The 23,976-nt window shown below is 44.5% G+C and carries 19 protein-coding genes; 8 read left to right on the top strand and 11 right to left on the bottom strand.

All coding sequences use genetic code 11. From position 1 onward, the window contains the following. Window positions 1-9: 9 nt before the first annotated feature. The 5 genes from ERJ70_RS01910 (at window position 10) to ERJ70_RS01890 (ending at window position 5,620) form a co-directional block, all read left to right on the top strand. The gene (locus tag ERJ70_RS01910; RefSeq protein ID WP_209366767.1) at window positions 10-1,452 is read left to right on the top strand and encodes a bifunctional 2-methylcitrate dehydratase/aconitate hydratase; all 1,443 of its coding nucleotides are present in this window, start codon (window positions 10-12) and stop codon (window positions 1,450-1,452) included. Window positions 1,453-1,469: 17 nt separating this feature from the next. After that, window positions 1,470-2,390 (top strand): methylisocitrate lyase, encoded by a 921-nt coding sequence (prpB, locus tag ERJ70_RS01905; RefSeq protein ID WP_209366766.1) that lies wholly within the window; start codon window positions 1,470-1,472, stop codon window positions 2,388-2,390. A 171-nt stretch (window positions 2,391-2,561) separates the two neighbouring features. Continuing rightward, window positions 2,562-3,002: a cell wall hydrolase gene (locus ERJ70_RS01900; RefSeq protein WP_209366764.1), complete on the top strand. Its 441-nt coding sequence runs from the start codon at window positions 2,562-2,564 to the stop codon at window positions 3,000-3,002. Window positions 3,003-3,281: 279 nt separating this feature from the next. Then, a complete protein-coding gene (locus ERJ70_RS01895) occupies window positions 3,282-4,739 on the top strand; it encodes an aldehyde dehydrogenase family protein (RefSeq protein WP_209366762.1) in 1,458 nt (485 codons plus the stop codon). A 20-nt stretch (window positions 4,740-4,759) separates the two neighbouring features. Continuing rightward, complete coding sequence (locus tag ERJ70_RS01890; RefSeq protein ID WP_209366760.1) at window positions 4,760-5,620, top strand: methyl-accepting chemotaxis protein; 861 nt, start codon at window positions 4,760-4,762, stop codon at window positions 5,618-5,620. A gap of 212 nt (window positions 5,621-5,832) precedes the next feature. Here the strand turns inward: ERJ70_RS01890 and betA are convergent, their stop codons facing one another. Together betA and betB are read right to left on the bottom strand one after the other, a co-directional pair. Then, a complete protein-coding gene (betA, locus tag ERJ70_RS01885; protein WP_209366758.1) occupies window positions 5,833-7,518 on the bottom strand; it encodes a choline dehydrogenase in 1,686 nt (561 codons plus the stop codon). 169 nt (window positions 7,519-7,687) lie between these two features. After that, window positions 7,688-9,160 (bottom strand): betaine-aldehyde dehydrogenase, encoded by a 1,473-nt coding sequence (gene betB, locus ERJ70_RS01880; RefSeq protein WP_209366756.1) that lies wholly within the window; start codon window positions 9,158-9,160, stop codon window positions 7,688-7,690. A gap of 289 nt (window positions 9,161-9,449) precedes the next feature. Here betB and cudC point away from each other — a divergent pair, with 289 nt between their 5' ends. Beyond that, window positions 9,450-10,001, top strand: a complete 552-nt coding sequence (gene cudC / locus ERJ70_RS01875) for a choline uptake/conversion transcriptional regulator CudC (RefSeq protein ID WP_209366754.1) — start codon at window positions 9,450-9,452, stop codon at window positions 9,999-10,001. Between the two features lie 189 nt (window positions 10,002-10,190). Further along, window positions 10,191-11,081: a glycine betaine ABC transporter substrate-binding protein gene (locus ERJ70_RS01870; RefSeq protein ID WP_209366753.1), complete on the top strand. Its 891-nt coding sequence runs from the start codon at window positions 10,191-10,193 to the stop codon at window positions 11,079-11,081. 352 nt (window positions 11,082-11,433) lie between these two features. Here the strand turns inward: ERJ70_RS01870 and ERJ70_RS01865 are convergent, their stop codons facing one another. The 6 genes from ERJ70_RS01865 to ERJ70_RS01840 all read right to left on the bottom strand — a co-directional run bounded on the left by ERJ70_RS01865 (window position 11,434) and on the right by ERJ70_RS01840 (window position 18,836). Beyond that, complete coding sequence (locus ERJ70_RS01865; RefSeq protein WP_209369089.1) at window positions 11,434-12,279, bottom strand: SPL family radical SAM protein; 846 nt, start codon at window positions 12,277-12,279, stop codon at window positions 11,434-11,436. A 121-nt stretch (window positions 12,280-12,400) separates the two neighbouring features. Continuing rightward, window positions 12,401-13,840 (bottom strand): HAMP domain-containing sensor histidine kinase, encoded by a 1,440-nt coding sequence (locus tag ERJ70_RS01860; protein WP_209366751.1) that lies wholly within the window; start codon window positions 13,838-13,840, stop codon window positions 12,401-12,403. Continuing rightward, window positions 13,824-14,504 carry a response regulator transcription factor gene (locus tag ERJ70_RS01855; RefSeq protein ID WP_209366749.1) on the bottom strand — a complete coding sequence of 227 codons (681 nt, stop codon included), beginning with the start codon at window positions 14,502-14,504 and terminating at the stop codon, window positions 13,824-13,826. Before ERJ70_RS01855 ends, ERJ70_RS01860 begins: the two co-directional genes overlap by 17 nt. 827 nt (window positions 14,505-15,331) lie before the next feature. Further along, window positions 15,332-17,416, bottom strand: coding sequence for a carbohydrate-binding domain-containing protein (locus ERJ70_RS01850; RefSeq protein ID WP_209366748.1), 2,085 nt, complete (start codon window positions 17,414-17,416; stop codon window positions 15,332-15,334). A 16-nt stretch (window positions 17,417-17,432) separates the two neighbouring features. Then, the gene (locus tag ERJ70_RS01845; RefSeq protein ID WP_209369088.1) at window positions 17,433-18,074 is read right to left on the bottom strand and encodes a DUF4956 domain-containing protein; all 642 of its coding nucleotides are present in this window, start codon (window positions 18,072-18,074) and stop codon (window positions 17,433-17,435) included. An 81-nt stretch (window positions 18,075-18,155) separates the two neighbouring features. Beyond that, entirely contained in the window at window positions 18,156-18,836 is a 681-nt protein-coding gene (locus tag ERJ70_RS01840; RefSeq protein ID WP_209366747.1) for a polyphosphate polymerase domain-containing protein, read from the bottom strand. A 105-nt stretch (window positions 18,837-18,941) separates the two neighbouring features. On the opposite strand from ERJ70_RS01840, the gene ccsB reads away from it, so the two are divergent. Continuing rightward, on the top strand, window positions 18,942-20,171 hold the full coding sequence (gene ccsB / locus ERJ70_RS01835) for a c-type cytochrome biogenesis protein CcsB (RefSeq protein WP_209366746.1): 1,230 nt from the start codon (window positions 18,942-18,944) through the stop codon (window positions 20,169-20,171). A 266-nt stretch (window positions 20,172-20,437) separates the two neighbouring features. Here the strand turns inward: ccsB and ERJ70_RS01830 are convergent, their stop codons facing one another. Genes ERJ70_RS01830 through hutI form a run of 3 tightly spaced genes read right to left on the bottom strand, consistent with a single transcriptional unit; the run spans window position 20,438 to window position 23,923 of the window. Next, window positions 20,438-21,757, bottom strand: coding sequence for a Na+/H+ antiporter family protein (locus ERJ70_RS01830; protein ID WP_209366745.1), 1,320 nt, complete (start codon window positions 21,755-21,757; stop codon window positions 20,438-20,440). After that, window positions 21,757-22,716: a formimidoylglutamase gene (gene hutG / locus ERJ70_RS01825; RefSeq protein ID WP_209366744.1), complete on the bottom strand. Its 960-nt coding sequence runs from the start codon at window positions 22,714-22,716 to the stop codon at window positions 21,757-21,759. The genes ERJ70_RS01830 and hutG overlap by 1 nt, the downstream gene beginning before the upstream one ends. Then, on the bottom strand, window positions 22,709-23,923 hold the full coding sequence (hutI, locus tag ERJ70_RS01820) for an imidazolonepropionase (protein ID WP_245208174.1): 1,215 nt from the start codon (window positions 23,921-23,923) through the stop codon (window positions 22,709-22,711). The genes hutG and hutI overlap by 8 nt, the downstream gene beginning before the upstream one ends. Window positions 23,924-23,976: the final 53 nt, after the last annotated feature.

The raw sequence follows: 23,976 nt of genomic DNA, 5'->3' as shown, positions 1-23,976 counted from the left end.
GCGTTGACAATGACAGAAATGAACGTGAAAACGGCACAAACTGCCGACCAAGTATTAGAACGTATTGCCGATTACGCCGTATATGGCAAGATCACTAGCGAAGAAGCGTTGAAAACAGCACAATATGTATTGGTGGATACGCTTGGCTGTGGATTCTTAGCCTTACGCTATCCAGAGTGCACCAAGCATTTAGGCCCTATCGTACCTGGCACCGTCGTCCCGAATGGCTCCCGTGTTCCAGGTACACCTTATGAACTGGACCCTGTCCATGCGGCCTTCAATATCGGATGCATGATTCGCTGGCTCGATTACAATGACACTTGGCTTGCTGCAGAATGGGGACATCCTTCCGACAACTTAGGAGGAATCCTGGCAATTTCCGATTATATCAGCCGTAAAAGATGTTCGGAAGGAAAAAGGCCACTTCAGATGAGCACAGTGCTGGAAAATATCGTAAAAGCTCACGAAATTCAAGGGATACTGGCACTGGAAAACAGCCTCAACCGCGAGGGCCTTGACCATGTGCTTTACGTCAAGGTGGCCACGACAGCCGTAGTGACCGCTATGCTTGGAGGCAGCAAAGAAGATGTCATCAATGCGGTTTCACAAGCATGGGTCGATAATTCCAGCCTTCGCACCTATCGTCACGCACCAAACACTGGATCTCGAAAATCATGGGCAGCCGGAGATGCAACAAGCCGGGGAGTGAGACTGGCCTTAATGACAATGAACGGAGAAATGGGCTATAAGACTGCCCTCTCGGCGCCGGGTTGGGGATTCCAGGATGTCCTCTTCGGCGGAAAAGAATTGACCCTGGCACGTCCTTTTGGCTCCTATGTGATAGAAAACATTTTGTTTAAGATATCGTTCCCTGCTGAATTTCATGCTCAAACTGCAGCGGAAGCAGCAATCAAACTTCATGAACAGATCAACGGAAGAATCGAAGACATCGAGCGAATAACCATTACGACACATGAATCAGCCATCCGTATTATCGATAAAAAGGGACCGCTTTACAATCCGGCAGACCGAGATCATTGTATCCAATACATTACAGCCATCGGCCTTCTATATGGATCATTGAATGCGGACCACTATGAAGACGAGGTAGCCGCCAACCCGGAAATCGACCGCTTGAGAAACAAAATGGTGATAACCGAAAATGAACAATACAGCAAAGACTATCTCGATCCGGATAAGCGCTCCATCGCCAATGCTGTCCAAGTGTTCTTCATTGATGGCACACACACCGACCAAATAGCAGTAGAATACCCGATAGGACACAGACGCCGCCGTGAGGAAGGCATACCGCTGCTTTTGGATAAATTCCAGCACAATATAAAGACACGGTTTCCACTTCGCCAGGCCAACCAAATTCTTGAATTGTGCGAGAACTATAATGAACTGACAGATACACCTGTCAATCAGTTCATGGAGCTATTCCGCATATAATGAAGGAGGAATCATAGATGTCTTGGATCGTCGAACCAAAATCAACGCAGCCAGAAAGAGCAGAAACGTTTAAAAGATTGATCAACCAACCGGAATTGCTAAAAATCCCTGGCACTCACGACGGGATATCCGCCAAAATCGCCCGGGATGTCGGCTTCCAGGCCATTTATCTGTCCGGCGCTGCCTATACGGCAAGTCGGGCGCTTCCTGACCTTGGCCTCATTTATTCAAATGAAATGGCCGAAAAAGCCCAAGAACTTATCCGGGCTTCCGATCTCCCTCTACTCGTCGACATCGATACAGGCTACGGAGGCGTCATCAACGTAGCCCGGGCGGCAAGAGAAATGGTCGAAGCCGGAGTTGCCGCCGTGCAAATAGAGGACCAGCTGCTGCCAAAAAAATGCGGGCATTTGAATGGAAAGAAACTGATTGAACCAGAAGAAATGATGCAAAAAATCAGGACCATCAGAGAAGTCGCTCCCACACTTGTCATTGTAGCCCGGACAGATGCAAAATCAGTGGAAGGAATGGAAAAAGCCATGGAGCGAGCCAATATGTACGTCGAAGCTGGAGCCGATGCCATCTTTCCTGAAGCATTGACAAGTGAAGAAGACTTCCGGCAGGCATCGTCAGCTATCAACGCACCGCTCCTCGCCAACATGACCGAATTCGGAAAAACCCCTTATTTTACAGGAGAGGATTTCCTCTCATTCGGAATGAGCATGGTCATTTATCCCGTTACATCCCTGCGCGTGGCTGCCAAAGCTTACGAGCGGGTTTTTACGGAAATCATGGAACACGACACGCAAAAAGAAAAGCTCGAAGACATGCAATCACGCCAAGAGCTATATGAAACCATCAAGTATTATGATTATGAAGCGTTGGATGAAAAAGTGGCAAAGACCGTACTTCCGGAGATTGGGAAGGAAAATAAGTAATCGAGGGAAAGGGTCTCTAAGACCAGAGATTCCCAAACGATTATCCGACCATCGAGTGTTTGTATATAAGCAGCCCACTCAGCCATACTCATCTTCTTTCACTATATTGTTCATGTAAAAAAGCAACTTTATGGGCATTTTACATAGAATGCTCTTAGAGGTGATACAAAAATGGCAAGAGTAAAATATACAGACAAGGATGTTGACTTAGTAGCAAGGATGATAAGGGCAGAAGCTGAAGGGGAAGGAAAGCAAGGGATGCTGATGGTCGGAAATGTCATTGTAAATCGGCTGAAAGCCAATTGCTCTGACTTTGAAGGTTTACGTTCCATTCGGGATGTCATCTTCCAAGTACAGGGAGGAAATTACTCGTTTGAAGCCGTGCAAAAGGGGAACGTTTTTTATAACAGAGCGAGAAGCGCAGAAAAAAGGTTAGCCAGGCAAGTGTTGGACTATTGGAGAGAACATCCCTCCAAGTTTTCCCTCTGGTACTTCAATCCTTATGGCGAGTGTCCACCAGAGTGGTACGGACAGCCGTTTACAGGGCAATATAAACAGCATTGTTATTATGAACCACAGGCTAATACGTGTGAAAGTGTATATGGCTGGTAGGGAACCCCTCCACACAAAATGGGAGGCCGCCCACTGAAAAACTGAAGTACTATGAGAAATAGAATTTTAAAAATAGCGGTCTGTGTGGAATTTAGTATCCATACAGACCGCTTTTCGTCTAATTTCAAGAGTTTGTGCCTCTATTCCTTCATTAGTTTAACGATTCGTTTCACATTTGCCGTGAAAGGCTTGAAGCTACCTCACAAACAAACCTTCACTTATGGACTATTTATGCCGATATTAAAAAGGTATTACATTTTACATACCAGGGGGAATATTATGTTAGACATCCACTCGCTCAACAAACAATACATTGCCGGCTCATGGATTGATGGAAAAAGCAGCCGCACATTGAAAGATATAAATCCATACAACGGTGAAGTAATAACAGAGTTCAAAATGGCTTCGACAGAAGATGTAGATGCTGCCTATTTAGCAGCACAAGCAGCTATGGATGAATGGAATCAAATTAATCCTTATCAACAACGAGACCTCCTTGAGAATGCTGTAACATATATTGATGCCCATGAAGAGGAGATCACGAACCTCATTATCGATGAACTTGGTGGCACACGATTAAAAGCAGCGTTCGAAATAGGCCTTGTCAAAAATATGATCAAGGAAGCAGCAACTTTTCCACTTAAAAAAGAAGGCAAAATTCTACCATCCGTTGAAAACGGGAAGGAGAACCGCCTATATCGCATGCCTGCTGGTGTAGTAGGAGTTATCAGCCCATTCAACTTTCCTTTTTTCTTGTCCATTAAATCGATTGCCCCGGCAATCGGCGCTGGTAATGGTGTTGTTCTAAAAGCGCACGAAGAAACACCTATCGTCGGAGGTACATTGATTGCAAAGATTTTTGAAGAAGCTGGCATTCCCAAAGGTCTATTCAATGTAGTGGTTACGGACATTAGCGAAATTGGCGATTCATTTGTAGAGCACCCTATCCCAAGGATTATCTCCTTTACAGGCTCCACTGGCGTGGGTAGACATATCGCACAACTGGCAGCGAAGCATTTTAAAAAACCACTGCTCGAATTAGGCGGGAATAGCGCATTTATCATTTTGGACGATGCGGATATCGACTATGCGGTGAACGCAGCGGCATTCAGCCGGTTTACCCATCAGGGCCAAATCTGTATGTCCGCAAACCGTATCATTGTCCACCAATCTGTTTATGACGAGTTTATCAGCAAATATAGAGATAAAATTGCTTCCCTTAAAACCGGCGATCCACGAGACCCTGATACCGTTATTGGCCCTGTCGTAAACGAAAGAGCGGCCCAGACCTTAAAAGCACTCATCGAGAAAGGCATAGAACAAGGGGCTGAACCACTGCTACAAGGCAATATTTCAGGTAATATGGTGGAACCAACCATATTGACAGGTGTGACTCCGGATATGGACATTGCTCGTGAGGAGATGTTTGGCCCAGTAGTAAGTGTTATGACATTTAGTACGGATGAAGAAGCAATCCGGATTGCGAATGATACCAACTTTGGTCTAAGTGGTGCTGTGCACACAAGGGATGGAGAACGCGGTGTCCAGTTAGCAAAGCAGGTACATACCGGCATGATTCACGTGAACGACATCACGATTAATGACGAACCAATTGTCGCATTCGGCGGTGAAAAACAATCTGGTCTAGGTCGGCTAAACGGGGAATGGAGTCTTGAGGAATTCACGACGTTGAAATGGATTTCGATCAACTATGGACAGCGCCAGTTTCCATACTAAACGAAACGAGGAGGAATAAAATGACCGAAGTTAAAACTCAAACAGGGACCGATTCAGAGCTGTTAAATTCTTTTCTCAAGGTGGCACCCGTCTTAAATCAATTAATAAACGATGACATCACGGTCGGCATCTATGATACGGAAAAACTGATCATCAATATTCCAGGGGAAACATTCTCCCTTAATGTCAGCCCCGGCGATCCGCTTACAGAGGGAGACATCATCACCAATGCCATTAGGGAAAACTCTCCGAAATCGGAAATAGTTCCGAAAGAATTATTCGGCTTCCCACTAATCGCCCGCGCCATCCCACTGCGTGACGAGAATGGTACCGTTATTGGAGGCGTTGGGATCGGAACCAGTCTGGAAAAAGCGAATAAACTTCACGAAGTGGCCGAAAGTTTGTTAGCAATTGTAGAACAGTCTGCGGCTTCTGTTCAGGAAATCACAGGCTCCATAAACGATTTGGCCGAGCATGTAACGGATGTTTCTTCACAAGTGAAAAAAGTAAGTGAAAGTACCGAAGAAATCGGCGAAATATCAACGGTGGTCAAGGGCATTTCTGAACAAAGCAACCTGCTGGGTCTGAATGCATCGATTGAAGCCGCACGTGCGGGTGAAGCGGGTAAAGGATTCGGTGTTGTGGCGGAGGAGATTCGGAAACTTGCCAACAACTCAAAAGATAATGTCAAAAAAATCAATGATGCCACCAAGAATATCCAAAACCTGATTGCCAAACTGGATGATGCATTTTCCGGAATCCATCAAATGACGGATACACAGGCAACTGCAATCACAGACATTTCTGCCACAGTCCAAGAAATCAGCACAAACGCCCAGGACCTGGCAAAACTAGCTGAAAACCAGCTGGAGACAAAATAAAGAAGGCAAAAAAACAAAACCTGGAAAGCCTTAATTTGCTTTCCAGGTTTTTTACAGAATGTTTACCGAGCCACAGTATACATGTGGGGATTCCTTGTACTCTTTCCCATAATTCCTTGTACTCTTTCCCATAAAAAAAGAAGGTACTCTTTCACAAGGATGGATGCTTTTCGAGCAAACACATCATAAAAGAGGCCTTCTCATAAAACATATTATTTAGCAGTTACGGTGCCTGAATCGGCTGGATGTACTCCATGACGATAGTAATCCGCATGAATAGGTTCGAGCGGTTTACGCCCCTGGATTAAGTCCGCTGCCTTTTCCGCCAGCATCAAGACCGGCGCATGGATATTGCCGTTTGTGACGTAAGGCATCGCCGAAGCATCTGCCACTCGTACATTATCAAGCCCGTGGACCTTCATGGTTTTTGGATCTACAACAGCCATAGGATCAGAAGCGGGCCCCATCTTTGCCGTACAAGACGGGTGAAGGGCTGTCTCAGCATCATTCCTTACCCATTCCAATATCTCTTCGTCTGTACGAACGGAAGGGCCCGGTGAGATTTCCCCTGCGTTGTAAGGCTTCATAGCAGGTTGAGACATAATTTCACGGGTGATTCTGATTGCTTCCACCCACTCGCGTTTGTCCTGTTCCGTAGATAGATAGTTGTAGACCATGCTCGGATGCTCTTTCGGATCTTTCGAACGAATCTTTAATGATCCACGGGCATCAGAGTACATCGGTCCGATGTGTACTTGGAATCCGTGAGCGGTGTCCGCTTTTTGTCCATCGTACCGCACAGCTACCGGCAGGAAGTGGAACATTAAGTTCGGGTAATCGACGTCCTCGTTTGAACGGACGAAACCTCCGCCTTCGAAATGATTGGTCGCTGCCGCTCCCGTACGTCCGAGCATCCATTGCAAACCGATCCAAGGCATCCGCAATTTATTCAAGTTCGGCTGTTCGGAAACAGGAGCTGAACAAGCGTGTTGGACATAGACTTCAAGGTGATCCTGGAGGTTTTCTCCTACACCTGGAAGGTCAACTACCGGTTTAATGCCTAAAGAGCGAAGGTGCTCGGCGTCGCCCACACCGGACAGTTGAAGCAACTGCGGCGTGTTGATGGCACCGCCTGCAAGAATGACTTCCCCTGTGTTCACTTGGTGCGTCTTCCCGTTGCGTCGATAGGTCAATCCTTTAGCCCGCGTACCATCGAAGTCGATACTCGTTACAAAAGCGCGAGTCTTGACCGTCAGATTCTCACGCTTCATCGCCGGACGCAAATAAGCGCGTGAAGCTGACAATCGCTGGCCTTTGTAAACATGCTTATCAAACGGACCGAATCCTTCCTGGCGAAAACCGTTCACATCAGGGGTGCGGGAATAACCGGCTTCTACCCCTGCATTGAAGAAGGCTTGGAATAAAGGATTTTTGGCTGGCCCGCGTTCCAATTTAATCGGGCCGTCGTGGCCGCGAAGATCATCATCCGGCGACCCTAAAGCATTTTCCAAGCGTTTGAAATACGGAAGACAATGCGCAAAATCCCACGATTCCATCCCTTCGTCTGCTCCCCAGCGTTCATAGTCCATTGGATTTCCACGTTGATAGATCATCCCGTTGATCGAACTCGAGCCTCCGAGCACCTTACCACGGGCATGCTTTATACGTCGCCCATTCATATGCGGTTCAGGGTCCGATTCGTATTTCCAGTCGTAAAGGCTTTTACCTGCTGGAAATGGCAAAGCTGCCGGCATTTGAATCAATAGATCCCATGGATAATCACTGCGTCCTGCCTCCAAAACAAGGACACTTTTTTTTCCATCTTCACTCAGGCGGTCGCCGAGCACGGAACCCGCACTCCCCCCGCCAACAATCACAATATCGTATGTTTCACTCATCTTCTGTTCCTCCTTGGTGTTGAAAATGGAAGAAAGAAGTAAGAAAAAGTCTTTCTTCCTTTATGAAATTTATTGTTTTTATCTATCATTTACTGTAAGTTCCGGGCTTTAAGTTGAGAGGGATGAAAAGTATCCCTCCCAATCCTGGAAATCATAATAGATTGATAGCTTAGAACCAGTTAATCGATTCAGGTTTCAGATTTTGGAATATATGCTTTGTTTCGGTATATTCTTCCATCCCCAGTTTTCCTAGTTCGCGTCCAATTCCAGACTGCTTGAATCCACCCCATGGGGCATGCGGGAAGTAAAGGTTGAAGTCATTGATCCAAACCGTTCCCATGCGCATCTTCGCTACACAGCGCTCCGCTTTTGCAATATCGTTGGTCCAAACGCCGCCGGCAAGCCCGTAGATCGAATCGTTCGCAAGCTTTATTGCTTCCTCTTCTGTCCGGAACTTCTCGACCGTAATAATTGGACCAAACGCTTCGTCTTGAACAATGTGCATGTCTGTCGTGCAGTCTGTGAAAATGGTAGGCAGATAGAAAAATCCATTTTGCAGTTCTGGATCAGCCGGACGGCTGCCGCCAACTGCTACTGTAGCGCCTTCTTGGATACCTGTTTCTACATATTTTTCTACTTTGGCAAGATGTTCCGCTGAAATAAGCGGACCCATTTGCGTATCCTCCTCAAATCCGTTGCCAAGCTTGAACTTTTTCACTCGCTCAACAAGTGCGTTTACGAACTCGTCGTGAATACTTTCTTCGACAATCAGTCTTGTGCCAGCGGAACAGATTTGTCCTGCGTGGAAAAAAACCCCGTTTAACGCCTGGTCGACTGCTACATCGAAATCAGCATCAGCAAAAACGACATTCGGGTTTTTCCCACCAAGTTCAAGGGCCAGCTTTTTCACATTCACGCTTGCCGCTTGCATGATTTTCTTCCCAGTAACAATTCCACCTGTAAAGGAAATAAGGTCTACATCCGTATTATCAGACAGCTCGGCACCCACGGTACTGCCAGCACCAAGAACCAGGTTGGCAACACCAGCAGGCACTCCCGCCTCTTCGATTAGTTCGAATACTTTTATGGTCGTTAGTGGTGTGATTTCACTTGGCTTCATGATTAATGTGTTTCCAGTCGCAAGCGCTGGAGCCAGTTTCCAGGACGCTTGAAGCAATGGATAATTCCAAGGGGTAATCTGGCCGCACACACCAACTGGTTCGCGCACTACTTTGCTGATAGAGTTAGGAATAGGAGAATCGATCAACTCCCCGCCATCTTTATCGGCAAGCTCGGCAAAATAACGGAAAACACCAGCGATATCCTCCATGTCTCCGCGGCTTTCTTCTACTGTTTTACCTGTATCCAATGATTCCAGATGAGCAAGTTCTTCTTTATCTCTTTCTATTAATTCAGCAATTTTCCTTACAACCGCCCCCCGTTCCGTTGCCGGGGTTGTAGGCCATTCACCATGATCAAATGCTACTCTTGCTGCAGCGATTGCTGCCTTTGTATCGGATTCATCCCCCTCTGGAACGGTAGCAATCACTTCCTGGTTAAATGGATTAATAATATCCCGCGTATTCCCTGCGTTCGCATCCACCCAATTGCCATTAATGTATTGTTGTTGTTTTAGATTCACAACTATCAACTCCAATTTTCAAATTAGATTAAGTTTATTAAAAATATATTTAACATTTAAAAATCATATCATTTCTTTTTTTGACTGTCAAAGTAGAATAAAACGTGTAAGTTTAAGAAGAATCAAAATACCCGGTAATAGTTGTCGTTATGCAGGTAGCAGGCAATTGCATCCGGCACGGATTGCGATTTTCCATTTGACATTTCATCTGAACGCGATAACATAAGTTTTGTGAAGAAAATTTAAATGTTATTTAACGCGCTTTACTTTATCGCGAAGGAGCGACTTTATGAGTGAATCGACAGAAAGATCAAGAATGAAAATAGAAGAAGCAAAGGACAAAGTGATTGGCGCCATTGCAGAGACAATGGATTTATATGGGGTAACCCCATCGGCCGCAAACTTATATGCGACCATGTATTTTAAAGATCAGATGACCCTGGATGAAATGCGTACGGAGCTGGACATGAGTAAACCGAGTATGAGTACCAGTGTACGTAAGCTCCAGGAAATAGCCATGGTGAAAAAGACATTTACACGTGGCTCCCGGAAGCATACCTATGCTGCGGAGAAAAATTTCTTTCGTTCCTTCATGGTGTTTTATTGTCAGATGTGGGAACGAGAAGTAAAAATGAATATGGAAGCAATCGAGGAAGCACAAGAAGATTTAATAGATGTCATAAAAGAGACCACCAGCACACCGGAAATCGTTGCCGATGCAAAAAAGTACTATGATCAACTAGAGGGATCCAAAACCTACTATCGCTGGTTGGATGACTTAGTTGCAAGTATAAGAAGCGGCAAGATATTTGAGTTTTTACCGAAAGACCAGCACGATTAAGTGGACAGGTTGTTATCAGGTAGTCTATAGAAAGATGGCTATAGACTACCTGGCTATAGGAATGTTATCGTCTCTTTGTAAAGAAGAGATGAATTCTTTTGATCTTTTCGTTAAATTGTTTCTAAATACATTTAATATTTGAAATGTATTTAAATAAATATACAAGAACAAAGGGGAGTTTTTTTCAACATGAATACTTGGAAAAAAGAGCTTAGTCTTATTTTAGCGATTCTCATGCTCGCAGTATTGACAGCATGTGGAAACACAAGCGGAGAATCTAACAGCGAAGCTGGAACAGAAGAAGGCGAAGAAGCAATAACGATCGGCCAAATTAACTGGGCTGAAAATATTGCTGTTACAAATATGTGGAAAGCCATCCTAGAAGAGAAAGGCTATGACGTGAAGTTAAATGTACTGGATATGGGTACAACAATGAAGGCTTTGGAAGACGGCGAGTTGGACGCCAGCCTGGAAATATGGCTGCCTGTTCAGGATGCCAATTACCTGGAGAAATACCAAGATACGGTCAATTTCTCCGATGCAACGTGGTTCGATAACGCAAAAGTAGGACTTGTCGTGCCAAGTTATTTGGAAGAAGTAAACAGTGTAGAGGACTTAAACGACCACAAAGAGCTGTTCGATGGTGAAATTGTCGGTTTTGATCCTGGCGCAGGTACGATGGAAGTAACCGAACAATTAATTAAAGACTATGATCTCGATTATGAGCTGCTGCCTAGCTCTGAACCTGCGATGTTGGCTGAAATTGGAGAAGCAGTAAAAGCTGAGGAACCAATCGTGGCACCGCTTTGGAGCCCGCATTGGATATTTTCTAAATATGATCTGAAATTCCTCGAGGACCCGCAAGAAACATTCGGCGGTGTGGAAAAGATTCACCATGCCACCAGACAAGGATTTGCGGAAGATTACCCGGAAGTGAGCGAATGGTTTAAAAATTGGAAGATGAATGATAAGCAAATCGGCGAGCTGATCGATTACACAGAAAATGCCGAAGAACCGCTTGACGGGGCGAAAAAGTGGGTCGAAGAGAATCAAGATCTGATTGATAAATGGGTAAAATAAATTAATAGAATTAAAGAAGTCGGTCTCTTCCTTTTGGAGTGGCCGACTTCTTTTTTAAAAGATAAGCAAGTATAAATCTCAGAGATGTCTAGCTGCAGCGCCTACCCCCTCGAGGTCTTAAGCCTAGCCTCTGGGTGGCAAAAGATGCCACTTCGAGGCTGGGCTTAAGCTTGTCGGGGGTGATCAAGGCGCTTGCGCTTTTCTTGTCTAGCTGCAGCGCCTACCCCCTCGAGGTCTTAAGCCTAGCCTCTGGGTGGCAAAAGACCGCCACTTCGAGGCTGGGCTTAAGCTTGTCGGGGGTGACCAAGGCGCTTACGCTTTTCTTATATGAATTCCCAACTTAATTTTTGAACTACTTATTCCATAATTCCGGAAATGCTTCTTCTCTTGAAACTCTTACCATATGATCGGGGAAGTATTTTTTAAAATACTTTTCCACTCTTACGTGGATATCTTTTTGATACCATTTTTCCAGTCCATTTTCCTTAAATAACCTGGGCATGCCTAACCTAGCGGAACGCTTTCCAAACATTCCATCACCGATATTCAATGTATCAACCCAAATGCTGTCTACGATGTTTTCCAGTGCCTTTGGAAAGTCAGGAGTAAATGGCAAAACCGGTGAGATTGCAGCCTGGGTGAAGATACCAGCTTCGTGGACTTCTTTCAACGTCTTTAATCGCAATTGGATCCCCGGAGCATAAGGGGCGAATAGCTTCTTTATATCTTCTCTGTCCGTTTCAATTGTCATGGATACAAGCACTTTACATTTCTCTTGTAGCTGAACTAGCAAATCGATATCTCGCGTGATAAGAGGGCCGCGAGTTTGGATCTGCAAAAAATCAGGGGGATTTTCAACCATTTCCTCTAGCAGGCCCCTTGTTATCCCTGCCTTGCGTTCTATCGGCTGATATGGGTCTGTGGCAGAAGACATGAAGAGATTCACCGTGGAATGTTTCTTGCGAAGTTTTTTTATCTCATGGCGGTATTTCTCGACTGCATTTACTTTAATATCGACCCATTCTCCCCATGTACTATCTCTGAACGTTTGGATAGGCATTTCTCTAACGTAACAGTATAAACAAGAGAATCCACATCCGCTGTATGGATTCAAGGAATGCGTAAATCCAACATTCAAGTATCCTTTTGCTTCCGTTAAAATTTTTTTCGTATGCGTTTCTTTCAACTGTGTATTCATACTCTTTTCCTGTTCACCAACTTTCCAGTTCGACAAAGCATCCCATTGCCCTCCCATTCTCCCACTCTTAACCTGTAAAGCTTCCGCCGCATAACTCCTCCTATTGTGTAAAGCCCCACAACTATTCCTCAGCAGGGGCTTGTTCGGAAAGCGGTAATTCAACGCGGAAAGTGGTACCGGAATGGCTGCTTTCAACAAGCATGAGCTCACCGTCTAACACGTTCGCAATCATTTTGCTGAAAGGCAGTCCCAGTCCTAAACCGCCAACTTTGTACTTTTTGTTCTCTCCCCGGTAAAACCGCTCGAATATATACGATTGTTCCTGCTCCGGAATTCCCTCGCCAGTATCGTTTACATCGATCATTACCTTATCCTGGGTAGTATGGAGTTTTACCGTGATCCTTCCTTTGTCCCCTATTGCCTGAGAAGCATTGTTCAAGAGGTTGGTCATAATTTGCTGGATGCGCAAAGGATCCACTTCAACCGTCCGATCATCTTTCAACAACGAAACATCCATTTGTACGCCTTCTTGCATGTTGGTTTTTTTCCAAACGTCCAGGGTATCCATCATCAATTCATTGATCAAATAGGTATCCATTGAAACCGGTACTGCGTTTGCTGCAAATTTATTAAAAGCCAGCAGGTCTTCCACCATTTTTTTCATTTTTTCGGATTCTCTGATGGAAAGCTGCAAAAACTCTTTTGCTTCTTCTTTGTCGACGACACCTTCATCGATCGCTTGCAACAGTCCGCTTATCGAGGTGACAGGTGTTTTTAATTCATGGGAAACCCCTGCCAACAGCTCCGTCCGGAGGGCTTCCAGATGCTCTAACTTTTGCGACATTTGCTGGAAGGAAGTGATTAACTCATGAACCTCTTCCTCTTTCGCATCTGTGGAAAAACGCACATCGTAATTCCCCTCCTCTATTTGTTTGGCAGCTGCTGCAACTTCTTTAATCGGTTTGGATAATCGGCCCGTTATAAAATAAATGGCAATCCAGCCCAATATAAGCAGACTGCCTATTACGATCATTAATTGTCCATATTCCTGGCGAACTTTTGTCAGTTCCGCTTTAGATTCCACATAGAGCACCCAGCCAAGTGTCGCATCTTCCGTTTCAATCGGCTTTTTCACGACATAAAGTTCGGCTTGTTCTTCGTTTTCGGAAGTGATGGTTTGAATGGTATCTTCTTTTTCCAAAATAGAGGAATGGATTTCCTGGCCATTGGATTGTGGGGGCAAATTACTACTAATAATCGTCCCCTCTAGGTCGGTTACATAAATGATGGGATTGCTTTCTCCATTCATAAATCTGCCTCTATCTGTCAAAAGGCGATGTATCTCAAATTCAGGAGGCAGCGTTTCATCCGTCATATTTTCAATTCGGTTGGTTGTTTCTTCTGCCATGAATTCCATCATATTCAGTCGATTTTCCAAGGTGGTATGGCGAATCCACATCGCTGAAAGAACCGTGATAACCGCAAGTCCAACCACAAGTGTAATCAGGTATCGGGTTGTCCAATATCGCTGTAATGATACTTTTTTATTTTTCTTGAACACGGAACTGATACCCCACCCCTCTGAGCGTTTTTATTTCTCCTTCTTCACCGGACCAATCTTTCAATGATTTTCTTAACCGTTTGATTGATAAGTCGACAGCCCGGTCGCTGCCTTCATAATCCCAGCCCCATACTTGCTCGATCAGTTGATCTCTCGTAAACGTTTTGTTCGGATGCTCGGATAAAAATAACAGCAATGCTAAATCACGTGGTGTTAATTCGATTTCTTTTTGATGGAGGAGGACCCGGTGTGCCTCGTGATCAATATGCAGGGCTCCGAACTTTTTCAATTGGTTATCATCGGTGCGGAATCTGCGTAACACGGCATTCACTCTTGCGATTACTTCATCCCCGATAAACGGTTTTGTAATATAATCGTCTGCCCCGCCATTCAGACCGTCCAGCCGGTAATTGACGTCGCCTAGAGCAGTCAACATGATAACAGGGCATGTGCTTATTTCTCTTATTTCTTTTAGTATTTGCCAGCCGTCTATTCCCGGGAGCATAATGTCTAATAATACTAAATCCGGACTCCATTCTTGAAAAGCCGGGATAGCCTGGTTGCCTTCCATTACTACTTTTGTTTCAAAATCGGCTTTTTGTAAATAAACATTCAGTACTTTGCTAATGGCGACTTCATCTTCTATGATCAACACTCTGCTCATTCTTTTCAACTCCCAAGGTTATTTTATCATAGAAAGTTAGCCTTTCTTTCCTGATATTATCCAGGCGATTACCAACAATGATTCTACCAATATAAACTTCCTTTAAGTTCTGCTGTTTGATGAGTGCTTCTAATCGCTGCGGCAAGACACTACGCTTTCCACGGGCACGGCTTCAACTTCCTCAGAAAGCATAAATCGCTTTCTTGCGGGATTTTCAGCTCGTGCTGCTCCCGTAGGAGTCTCCGCATCTTGCCTTCGCTATTTAACAGTGTTCTGCTTATAGAATGGTGGATGTAATTTTAACAAACCAGCATTCACTACTTTACGTTGATCAGATAAGTTTGAACAGCATTAAAAAGCAATTAATAGACTCTCTATGGCTAAATCAGCAGAGGAGTTTCTATTTCACTTCCGCCAACAAAGTGTTCTGAAGACCACAATTACTAGCATAGAGAGATTTACATTGATTCAATGTTGGCTTAATTTCCCGAAAGTGACGGTTATCTTCAACAAGGAATCTCTCACTAAAGTTGAAGCGCTTCAACTAACGGAGGCAAGATACGTAGACTCCAGCGGGAACAGCGCGAGCTGAAGATCCACTTGGTAAAGCGACTTTCTTTACCAAGTTAGCTGAAGCCGTGCCCGCGGAAAGCGAAGTACCTTGCCGGAGTGTTTGCTACCATTCATATTAAAGTGCTGCTTTATCATTTTCCATATTAATTCGAATTAATAAAATTCAGAAAAGAAGAATCGAACGAGTTCGACTATTTAAGGGTCGAATCGTTCGATTTTTCTTTGGACCTCTTATTTTTGACCATGCTTGCTATTTACTGGGATGGTGGCTGGGGCATTTCATTGTCATCCTGCCCTTGTCGGCCTTGTCCGCGTCCGCCGCCAAACATGCCGCTCGGTTGTTCGGTTTCGCCTGATTCATCCAAATACGTCATCGTACTTGTTAACGAAAACTCCAGCACTTTTGTGCCGCCTTCCATTGTGGCATCTTCAAAGAATCCATCTGTTTCATCGCCGGACAGCCCATTATCTGTGTAAAGCGTATAGGATTGGTCCTGTTTTAAATCTGGTGAACTGATGACAACCGATTGAAAATCCTTTTCGGGTGCAACCGCAACAACTATGTCTCCATTGCCATCCTGTACGGAAACCGTAGTACCGGCTTCGAGCATTTCAGGAAAAGTCATCATAAACGAAGCTTGTTCCGAGCTGTCGGAAACGCCTTGAGCCATCCCGCTGCTCCCAGCAGCAATCAAAGTTCCACCCTTGATTTCAAAGGATTGGTCGTAATCCAAGGCTCCGTTGCCATTGTTCGTTGGACCGTACACGAGTACCGTGCCGCCTGTCATTTCGGCGGAAGTATTGGAGTCAAGGCCATCGCCATTTGCATCGACATAAATGTACCCACCTTCAATCAACAATTTTCCTTGATCTGCTTCTTCTTCCGTGCTTTCCTCTTCATTCTCCGTTTGGTTTTCCCAAAATCCTTGCATCCCCATCTGATCTGTCCCGCCATTCACGTTAAAACCATCGTCTTCTGCAGCAAGATGGATCGTTCCATCTGACACCGTTATTGATTCCGCTTCGATTCCTTCATAACTTTTGTCGACTTGGATGGAACCATTCGTGATGATGATTTCCTCATCTGCGTGAACCGCATCATCTCCGGTGGCCAACGTCATTTCCCCAGCTGCAACGGTCAATTCTTTATTGCTGTGCAAGGCATCATCATTCGCATCGATCGCAATGGTGCCACCTGCGATTTCCAGACTGTTTTCTGCTTTGATTCCTTTGGTACTTGGTGTATCGTCTTCTTCTGTTTCTGCATTAGTTTGTGCTTGTTCTTCCTCCATCTGTTCAGGAGGCTGTCTGTCTTCAAATTCACCGCCATCACCTTCTGTCGGTGGCTCCATTCCCTCTGCACCGTCCGGCCGTTCCGCCGGCATGTTATCTTCGGAGAAGTCCTGTCCACCAGGCATTGCGCCCTGTCTCTGACCGCCGAAGCCACCTCCAAATTCGGTTGTAGCCTCGATTGTTTCCGGACTGCCTCCTCCGGCCGTAATCTCATATTCTCCGTCCAATATGGTTACCGTGTTTTCTGACTGTACACCGTCACCGCCAGCATTTATGATTAAGGAGCCGCTTTCCAATACGACGTTTGCTTTATCTTCATCCGTATCATTGGAGGATTTCACCCCGTCTCCGCCTGCATCGATCGTAATCAGCGCTTCATTCATTGCAAACAAATCACGTCCCACGATGCCATCGTCTTCTGCTGTAATGTCTATCGTTGTTCCAATGATTTTCAAGTCATCATTGCCTGTGATTCCATCATTATAATTGCTGTTTACATTTAGATTGCCTGTTCCGTTTATCGTCAGATCATCCTTGCTGTAGATGGCCGCTTTCGGTTCATCGGTATCCTCTTCATATACATATTCCGAAGGATCCGTGAGGGTATTGCTTGTCCCTTCTTCTACTGAAATAACGGTTTTATCCGCCTGTTTGACAAAAATAGGAGCGGTTGATGTTGACTCTAATGACAGTCCGTTCAGTATCAGTCGAACGGTTCCTTCATCCTCTGCATCCACAAGTACCTGACTGTCTGTTGCGCTTCCTTCTAAAACATAGGTGCCAGAGGTATGGATTTCTACTGTATTCTCATTGACTATGACACCGTTATTATCATCTTCTACGTCAATTGACTGATCATCAAAAGTGATGTTCGTAGCATCTTGCTCTTCCCATTCGCTGTACGTATCCTCAGCATCATAGCTGACTGCTGATTTTGCCGACTCGGTTAATGTTCCATTATCATTTGTTTTACTACAGCCAGCAATCATGATCGCCGTTCCTATAAAAAAAGGAAGGAGGAACCTTCCCTTGTTTGTTTTTTTCATGTTATTCCCTCCTGGATTACGCAGTGAAATTCCCATCATAGCTCAGCATCACAGCTGAACGGACACCATCGATTTGGGAAACGGTCGATGTTACTTGCGCATCGTTTTCTTTCACGCGGACTTCATACGTTACTTCCACTTCATCGCCTTGCATCATTGATTTTGATTTCAGTACATATTTCTTCACCTTGTTACCGATAACTTGCTCCACTTTCTCTCCAACTGCATCCTTATCAAATTTCACCACTAACAAATAAGGATTTTCGACTTTGATTTTGTTCGAGAATAAGGCAATCACTACGCCGATCAAAAACGAGCCTACCGCGGCTAATAAAACGAAACCTGCTCCACTCAGAATTCCTGCAATCACCGACCAGAACAAGAACACCAAATCCATCGGATCTTTTATCGGAGTACGGAAACGAACGATTGACAGAGCACCGACCATTCCAAGTGACAAGAGGACGTTCTGGCTTATTCCCATAATCACAAGCGAGGTTGCCATCGTCATAATCACGAGCGATATATTGAAGGAATGGGAATAGATCACCCCTTTAAAAGTTTTCTTGTAGACTCCGTAAATAAACAAACCGATCAAGAACGCAACACCCAGTCCTAGCAAGGAATCAATAATCGAAAATGACGCAGTATTCTCCATAAAACTGGATTTAAATATATCTGAAAAATTGGTTGTAGTTGTGGTTGTTGTTGTATATAGCACTTTTTTCTCTCCTCTTCTTTATCCATACATTCTGCTTAATTGGTATTTGGAATATGCTTCCTGCCTCGTATCTGACAGCTGAAGCAAATGCTTAATCACATCTGGCAAATATTCATCATACTTCACTTCCAGAATCACGACATCCGGCTCTAATACGTCCACCATCGGCAAATCCCGGGCAAACATGTTCGTATTGTGCATGCTTGTCTGTACTTTCAAATCGAACGTGATTCGTACATTCCCGAACGGATAGACATAAGGTTCCCGGATATAATCAACGACCGTCCTTGGCCTTAACTGATAATGATACATTTCAAAAAACAAGTCTCTTACTAAAGGACGGTCATCCTCTTCCATCCAGGCAATCTCTGATTTTCTGACCTTCTCGAATTCACGCCTTGTGATCTGGCATTTTGATTTAAAGGTAAGATTATTCCGCTTGCTTTTTCTTTCTAAATTAATGACATGATCACACTTTCCATATATCCTCACCCGATACTTATCGCGGTTTAAATAACCTTCCTTTTTCTCCTGCAGCACTTTGTTGTCAAAATTATCAAAGTAAGTAGAGCGAATCATATATTTTCCATCTGACGCTGCATGCGGATCAATCGTCATAAAATGAGCGAGTTTTTTTCTCAACACTTGATATTCCGCAAGCGAGATGGCGTGTTTTAATTCCTGTCTTCCCAATGACATCTTGCCTTCCTCCTTCCTGGTACATTTGTTATGTTAAAGCAGAAAAGTGTCAGCAAGATGTCAAGTAAAGTTTTTGTTTGGTTTTTATATAGGGAGGGCTTTTCGATGACAGAAAGAGAGGGAGATCAATCAATAGAAAGAGCAGGTTATGCTAGATTGTTAATCATAGGATATCAGCGTCCAGTCGAGCTGTTAGTAGTTTGTGCTCCCCAATATATTGAAAATCAACCTAGAGTCGGAAAATTAATCAAAAGTCATTCTAGTAAGAAGAACATTTGGGAAACGATTGCCATTTTGATTACTATAGGAGGCTTTATAACTCATCTTGGATACTTTATAACCAGATGGATAGCTTCTCATCATGCTCCAGTCAGCAATTTGTTTGAATTCACAACTTTTTTCGGCCTTGCCTTAGTTGGTGCATTTTTGGTTCTATATTTCATATTTAAAATACCGCTCTTAGGGCTTTTCACACTTCCTATTGCTTTATTAATCATTGCATACGCCAGCATGTTTCCAAATGAAATCTCACCATTAATTCCTTCTCTTAAAAGTCATTGGCTTTACATCCACGTTACTACTGTATCAATCGGGCAAGCTATTCTCGCCGTTAGTTTTGCTGCTGGTTTGATTTATCTTGTGAAATCAGTCAATCAATCAAAGCAATCGAAGGAGACGTTCTGGCTTGAGTTCGTGTTGTTTTGTCTTGTTTGTACGTTTGGATTTATCCTTGTATCCACTTCTTTTTCTGCCACTAACTACCATAATAGTATAGAATGGACAGACAAGAATGGAGAAGAAACAGTGCTTGATTACTCGATACCCCCGTTATTCGGTCCGCCAAATGGAAAGGTACAAACGGAAAACAGACTGGATCCGATTATGACAACACCTGCAGTGATCAATGCAAAGAAATTCAACACGGTTATCTGGTCTTTAATCGCTGGAATTATTCTATATGGTTTATTCCGGCTTATCTTCCGAAAACGAATCGGGGCAGCTCTCCAACCACTCACAAAACATGTCAATTTTACCCTTGTTGATGAAATTGGTTACCGTTCTATCACAATAGGTTTTCCGGTCTTCACACTTGGGGGATTGATTTTCGCTATGATATGGGCTCAAATTGCGTGGGATCGTTTTTGGGGATGGGACCCAAAAGAAGTATGGGCTTTAGTCACTTGGCTTTTTTATGCCGCCTATTTGCATCTCAGACTTTCTAAAGGTTGGGCAGGTGAAAAATCAGCTTGGCTAGCAGTGATCGGTTTTGCGATCATTATGTTTAATCTTATATTTGTCAACCTTGTCATTGCAGGACTTCATTCTTACGCCTGACAATCAGAAATGAAAAATTGGGAAAGGAACAGTCACTAGTCTCCACACCACTGTAGAGCGGTTCTAAATTACATCGACAAAACTCATATCTTTCTGTTATACTCTTTAGCCCTCGGTTCCGCCATTAGGAGGAACCGAGGCTTTGTACTTCTTGCTAGGAATCTAAGAATTCGATAGTCGTGGATAACTTTATCAAAAGTTCAGTGAACGTAGGAGAAGCCTCCGTTAAAATCCCCAATTTAAGGACTTCATCCAGTGCGATTCCGTTATAGCACCACAGCAGCCAGCACACCAAAAATAAACAGAGGTATGTTGTAATGCATGAATGTCGGTACACATGTATCCCATATATGGTGGTGGTTTCCATCCGCATTCAACCCAGAGGTGGGACCTAACGTACTATCGGAAGCCGGCGAGCCTGCATCCCCTAATCCTGCAGCCGTTCCAATCAAAGCCGCAGTAGCCATCGGTGAAAAACCGACTTCCAAACAAATCGGCACGAACAGGGCGGCAATAATCGGAATGGTGCCGAAAGAAGAGCCGATCCCTATCGTTACCAATAGCCCAACAAGCAACATCACCACCGCAATAACAAGATGACTGGTGCCCAGAAACTGGGAGGCTGAAGTAACAAGTGCTTTGATTGCGTCTGTATCTGTCAAGACCTTTGCATAACCTGAAGCAATTAGCATGACAAATGCAATCATACCCATCATATGAATACCTTCGTTCACAAAACGATCCCCGTTTCTAAACGGGACGACAACGAGTGCAAACATGAAAACAATTCCTGTAAGCGCCCCCAAAACTAGAGACTCGGTAATCAGTTGAACAACGAGGGCGGCGGCAATGGCTATTAATGTAAGGAAATGATGTTTTGAAAATACGAGTTGTTCGTGTTCCGCCGACGCAGCAATCTCCCCTTCTGCTAACGGGGAATCACTTATTGCACTAAGTTCCCTGTCTTTTCTGTAGGTAATAAATATGGCAAATAGTAAACCGACAACCATACCAACACCCGGAAAGATCATCGCTTTTGTAACAGTTGAAAGTGCTACGTCCATGCCGTTAGCAGACATTTCACTTACGATGATTCCCTGAAAAATCAACCCAAAACCAGCTGGTATCGTCAAATAAGGTGCTTTCAGACCAAAAGTCAACGCCGCTGCTACACCGCGTCGGTCCACCTTCATCTTGTCAAACAGGTGCAACAACGGTGGAATAAGTATTGGAATAAACGCAATATGAACTGGTACGACATTCTGAGATAAACATGCTGCTCCGGCAATCACTAGTAAAAGAATCGAACGCTTCCCGCTTATTAGTTTTACAAGTCTTTTCACCAAAAAACCTACGATTCCTGAAAAACCGATCATTACAGCGAATATCCCCAACAAAACATAGCTTAATGCGGTATCGGCCAACCCGCCCATGCCGGAAATCATGAGATTCGTTGTCTCTGTTAAGGAGAGACCGGTCAGCAGTCCTGCTGCCTCAGCAGCCACAATAATGGCAAATATGACATTCACCCGCATTAAACTTAATGCGATGAGAACAAGAACTGAAATAATAACAACCCATTCCATTAACCTTCCCCCTTATGACTTCTATTCAGAAATTGTAATACCACATGCGCTGCAATCCGGCTTGTCATGTTACGAAAGTCAATCGTCGGATCAATCTCAACAATATCGATGGCACGTACAGATTTTTCGCCTCCAAGATAATGAACCGCCTCCAGAAGTGTTTCGCTGTCCATGCCTCCTGGGCCGATTGCGGGGCACCCGGGAGCAAACGCTTGATCCAATACATCCATATCAACGGAAACATAGATTACATCGACTTTTTCTTTCAAACGATTTACGCTTTCTCGCAAAATATCAGTGATGCTGCGCCGCCGCACATCCCTCATCGTATAAATTGATACACCGTGGTCCTTCCCGTAATCATGGTATTCGCGGCTATTTGAAAAATTGCGGATGCCGATTTGGATGAGATTTTCTCCTTTTAACGTACCGGACTCTATTAGATTTCGGAAAGGCGTACCGTTGGAAGGCCCCCCATCTGTTAAATTCCGCAAATCATGATGGGCGTCGAATTGAATAACGCCGACTGTTCCCCTTGCTTTGGAAAAAGCTTTGATACTCGGGGAGCTTATCGAATGGTCACCTCCGAAAATGATCGGAGTCATTTCTGTCTGTGATTGGAATACTTCATAAAATGTATCTTCAATGCGTTGCTGGGATTTAATCAGGTCCGTCACGTGCATGTGCACGTCGCCAAAATCATGTAACTGGATACACTTCAGATCAACATTGTCCTCAATCGCATAGGTGGTATAGGAAGAAAAAGCAGATCGAATGGCCCCGGGTGCACTTGCCGCACCAGAATGACTGATAGACGATTTGGAAAGCGGGGCACCAAGAACGCCAAAGCCTTTCACTTTTTCCCCATTCCATGGCACGATGAGTTCGTGCGCCTTTGTCACTTCACTATCTTTGAAAGTCGCTTTTCCCGCAGGGCATAAATGGGGGATGTCAGCCATGCCAACCACCTCTTTCAAACACTTTTTCACCGTTTTTCAATACAGTGTTAACATGATTCACTCCATAGTGATATGGAATATATAAGTAGTTTGACGCATCCCAGATGACGATGTCCGCAGCTCGGCCCACAGCAATTATTCCTGCTTGATCCCCGCGGCCGATTGCATGAGCCGCATTCACTGTTACCGCATGCCAAATTTCTTCCGGAGTCATTTTCAGATTTAAGGCAGCCAGATTCATAATGAATTGCAAGTTTTCGGTTACGGAACTACCCGGATTGAAATCGGTCGAAAGTGCAACCGACACACCTGCTTCTATCATGTCTCTTGCTCTTGCGTGCTTTTCTTTCCCAAGATAAAACGAAGTTCCGGGAAGCAATGTAGCAATCACGTTGTTTTCTGCAAGCATTTGGATGCCTTTATCGCTTGTGCCGACGAGGTGATCAGCTGAAATCGCCCCGACTTCCGCAGCCATTTCTGCTCCCCCGAGAGGATTAATTTCATCAGCATGAATTTTAACCTCGAACCCGGATTCTTTTGCTTTTTGTAAATACTCACGGGACTGCTCAACACTGAAAACACCCGTTTCACAGAAGATATCAACAAATTCTGCAAGGTTTTTTTCTTTGATATCAGGAAGCATTGCTATCATTTCATTTAAAAACGTATCAGGGTCGTCTTTATAATTTTCAGGTATCGCATGGGCGCCCAGGAAGGTCAAAACCACATCAAGTTTGTGCTCCTCCTGAAGTTGTTTCGCAACCCGCATTTGTTTCATTTCCGTTTCGTAGTCAAGCCCGTATCCGCTTTTCGCTTCCATGGTTGTAATTCCATAGCTCATCATCCGGTTGAGATGAAATCTTGCTTTTTCGAGCAGCTCTTCCTCTGGCGTTTCACGGGTGGATTGGACGGTTGAAAGAATACCTCCGCCCTGTTTTAAAATATCAAGGTATGGCACGCCTTGTTGTTTTAACGCCATTTCGTGCTCACGTGATCCGCCGAATACGAGATGCGTGTGCGGCTCGACAAGTCCTGGTGTCACTAATTTTCCTTGGCAGTCAATTTTTTCTTTTGCCTCGATGTGTTTTAAGTCATGTGTTTTTCCAACAGCAATGACCTTGCCGTCTTTGATAGCAACTGCGCCGTCCTCCAAAACATCGAGTTTGCTCATATTTTGGCCTTTCACCGGCCCCTCGCTGCCGTCCATCGTTAACAATTGTCCGATATGATATAACAGTATATCTGCTTCTTGTGTCACTC

Source organism: Sediminibacillus dalangtanensis, assembly GCF_017792025.1.
GTDB classification, from domain to species: Bacteria; Bacillota; Bacilli; order Bacillales; family Amphibacillaceae; genus Sediminibacillus; species Sediminibacillus dalangtanensis.
This window is presented reverse-complemented; position numbering and strand designations above follow the sequence as displayed.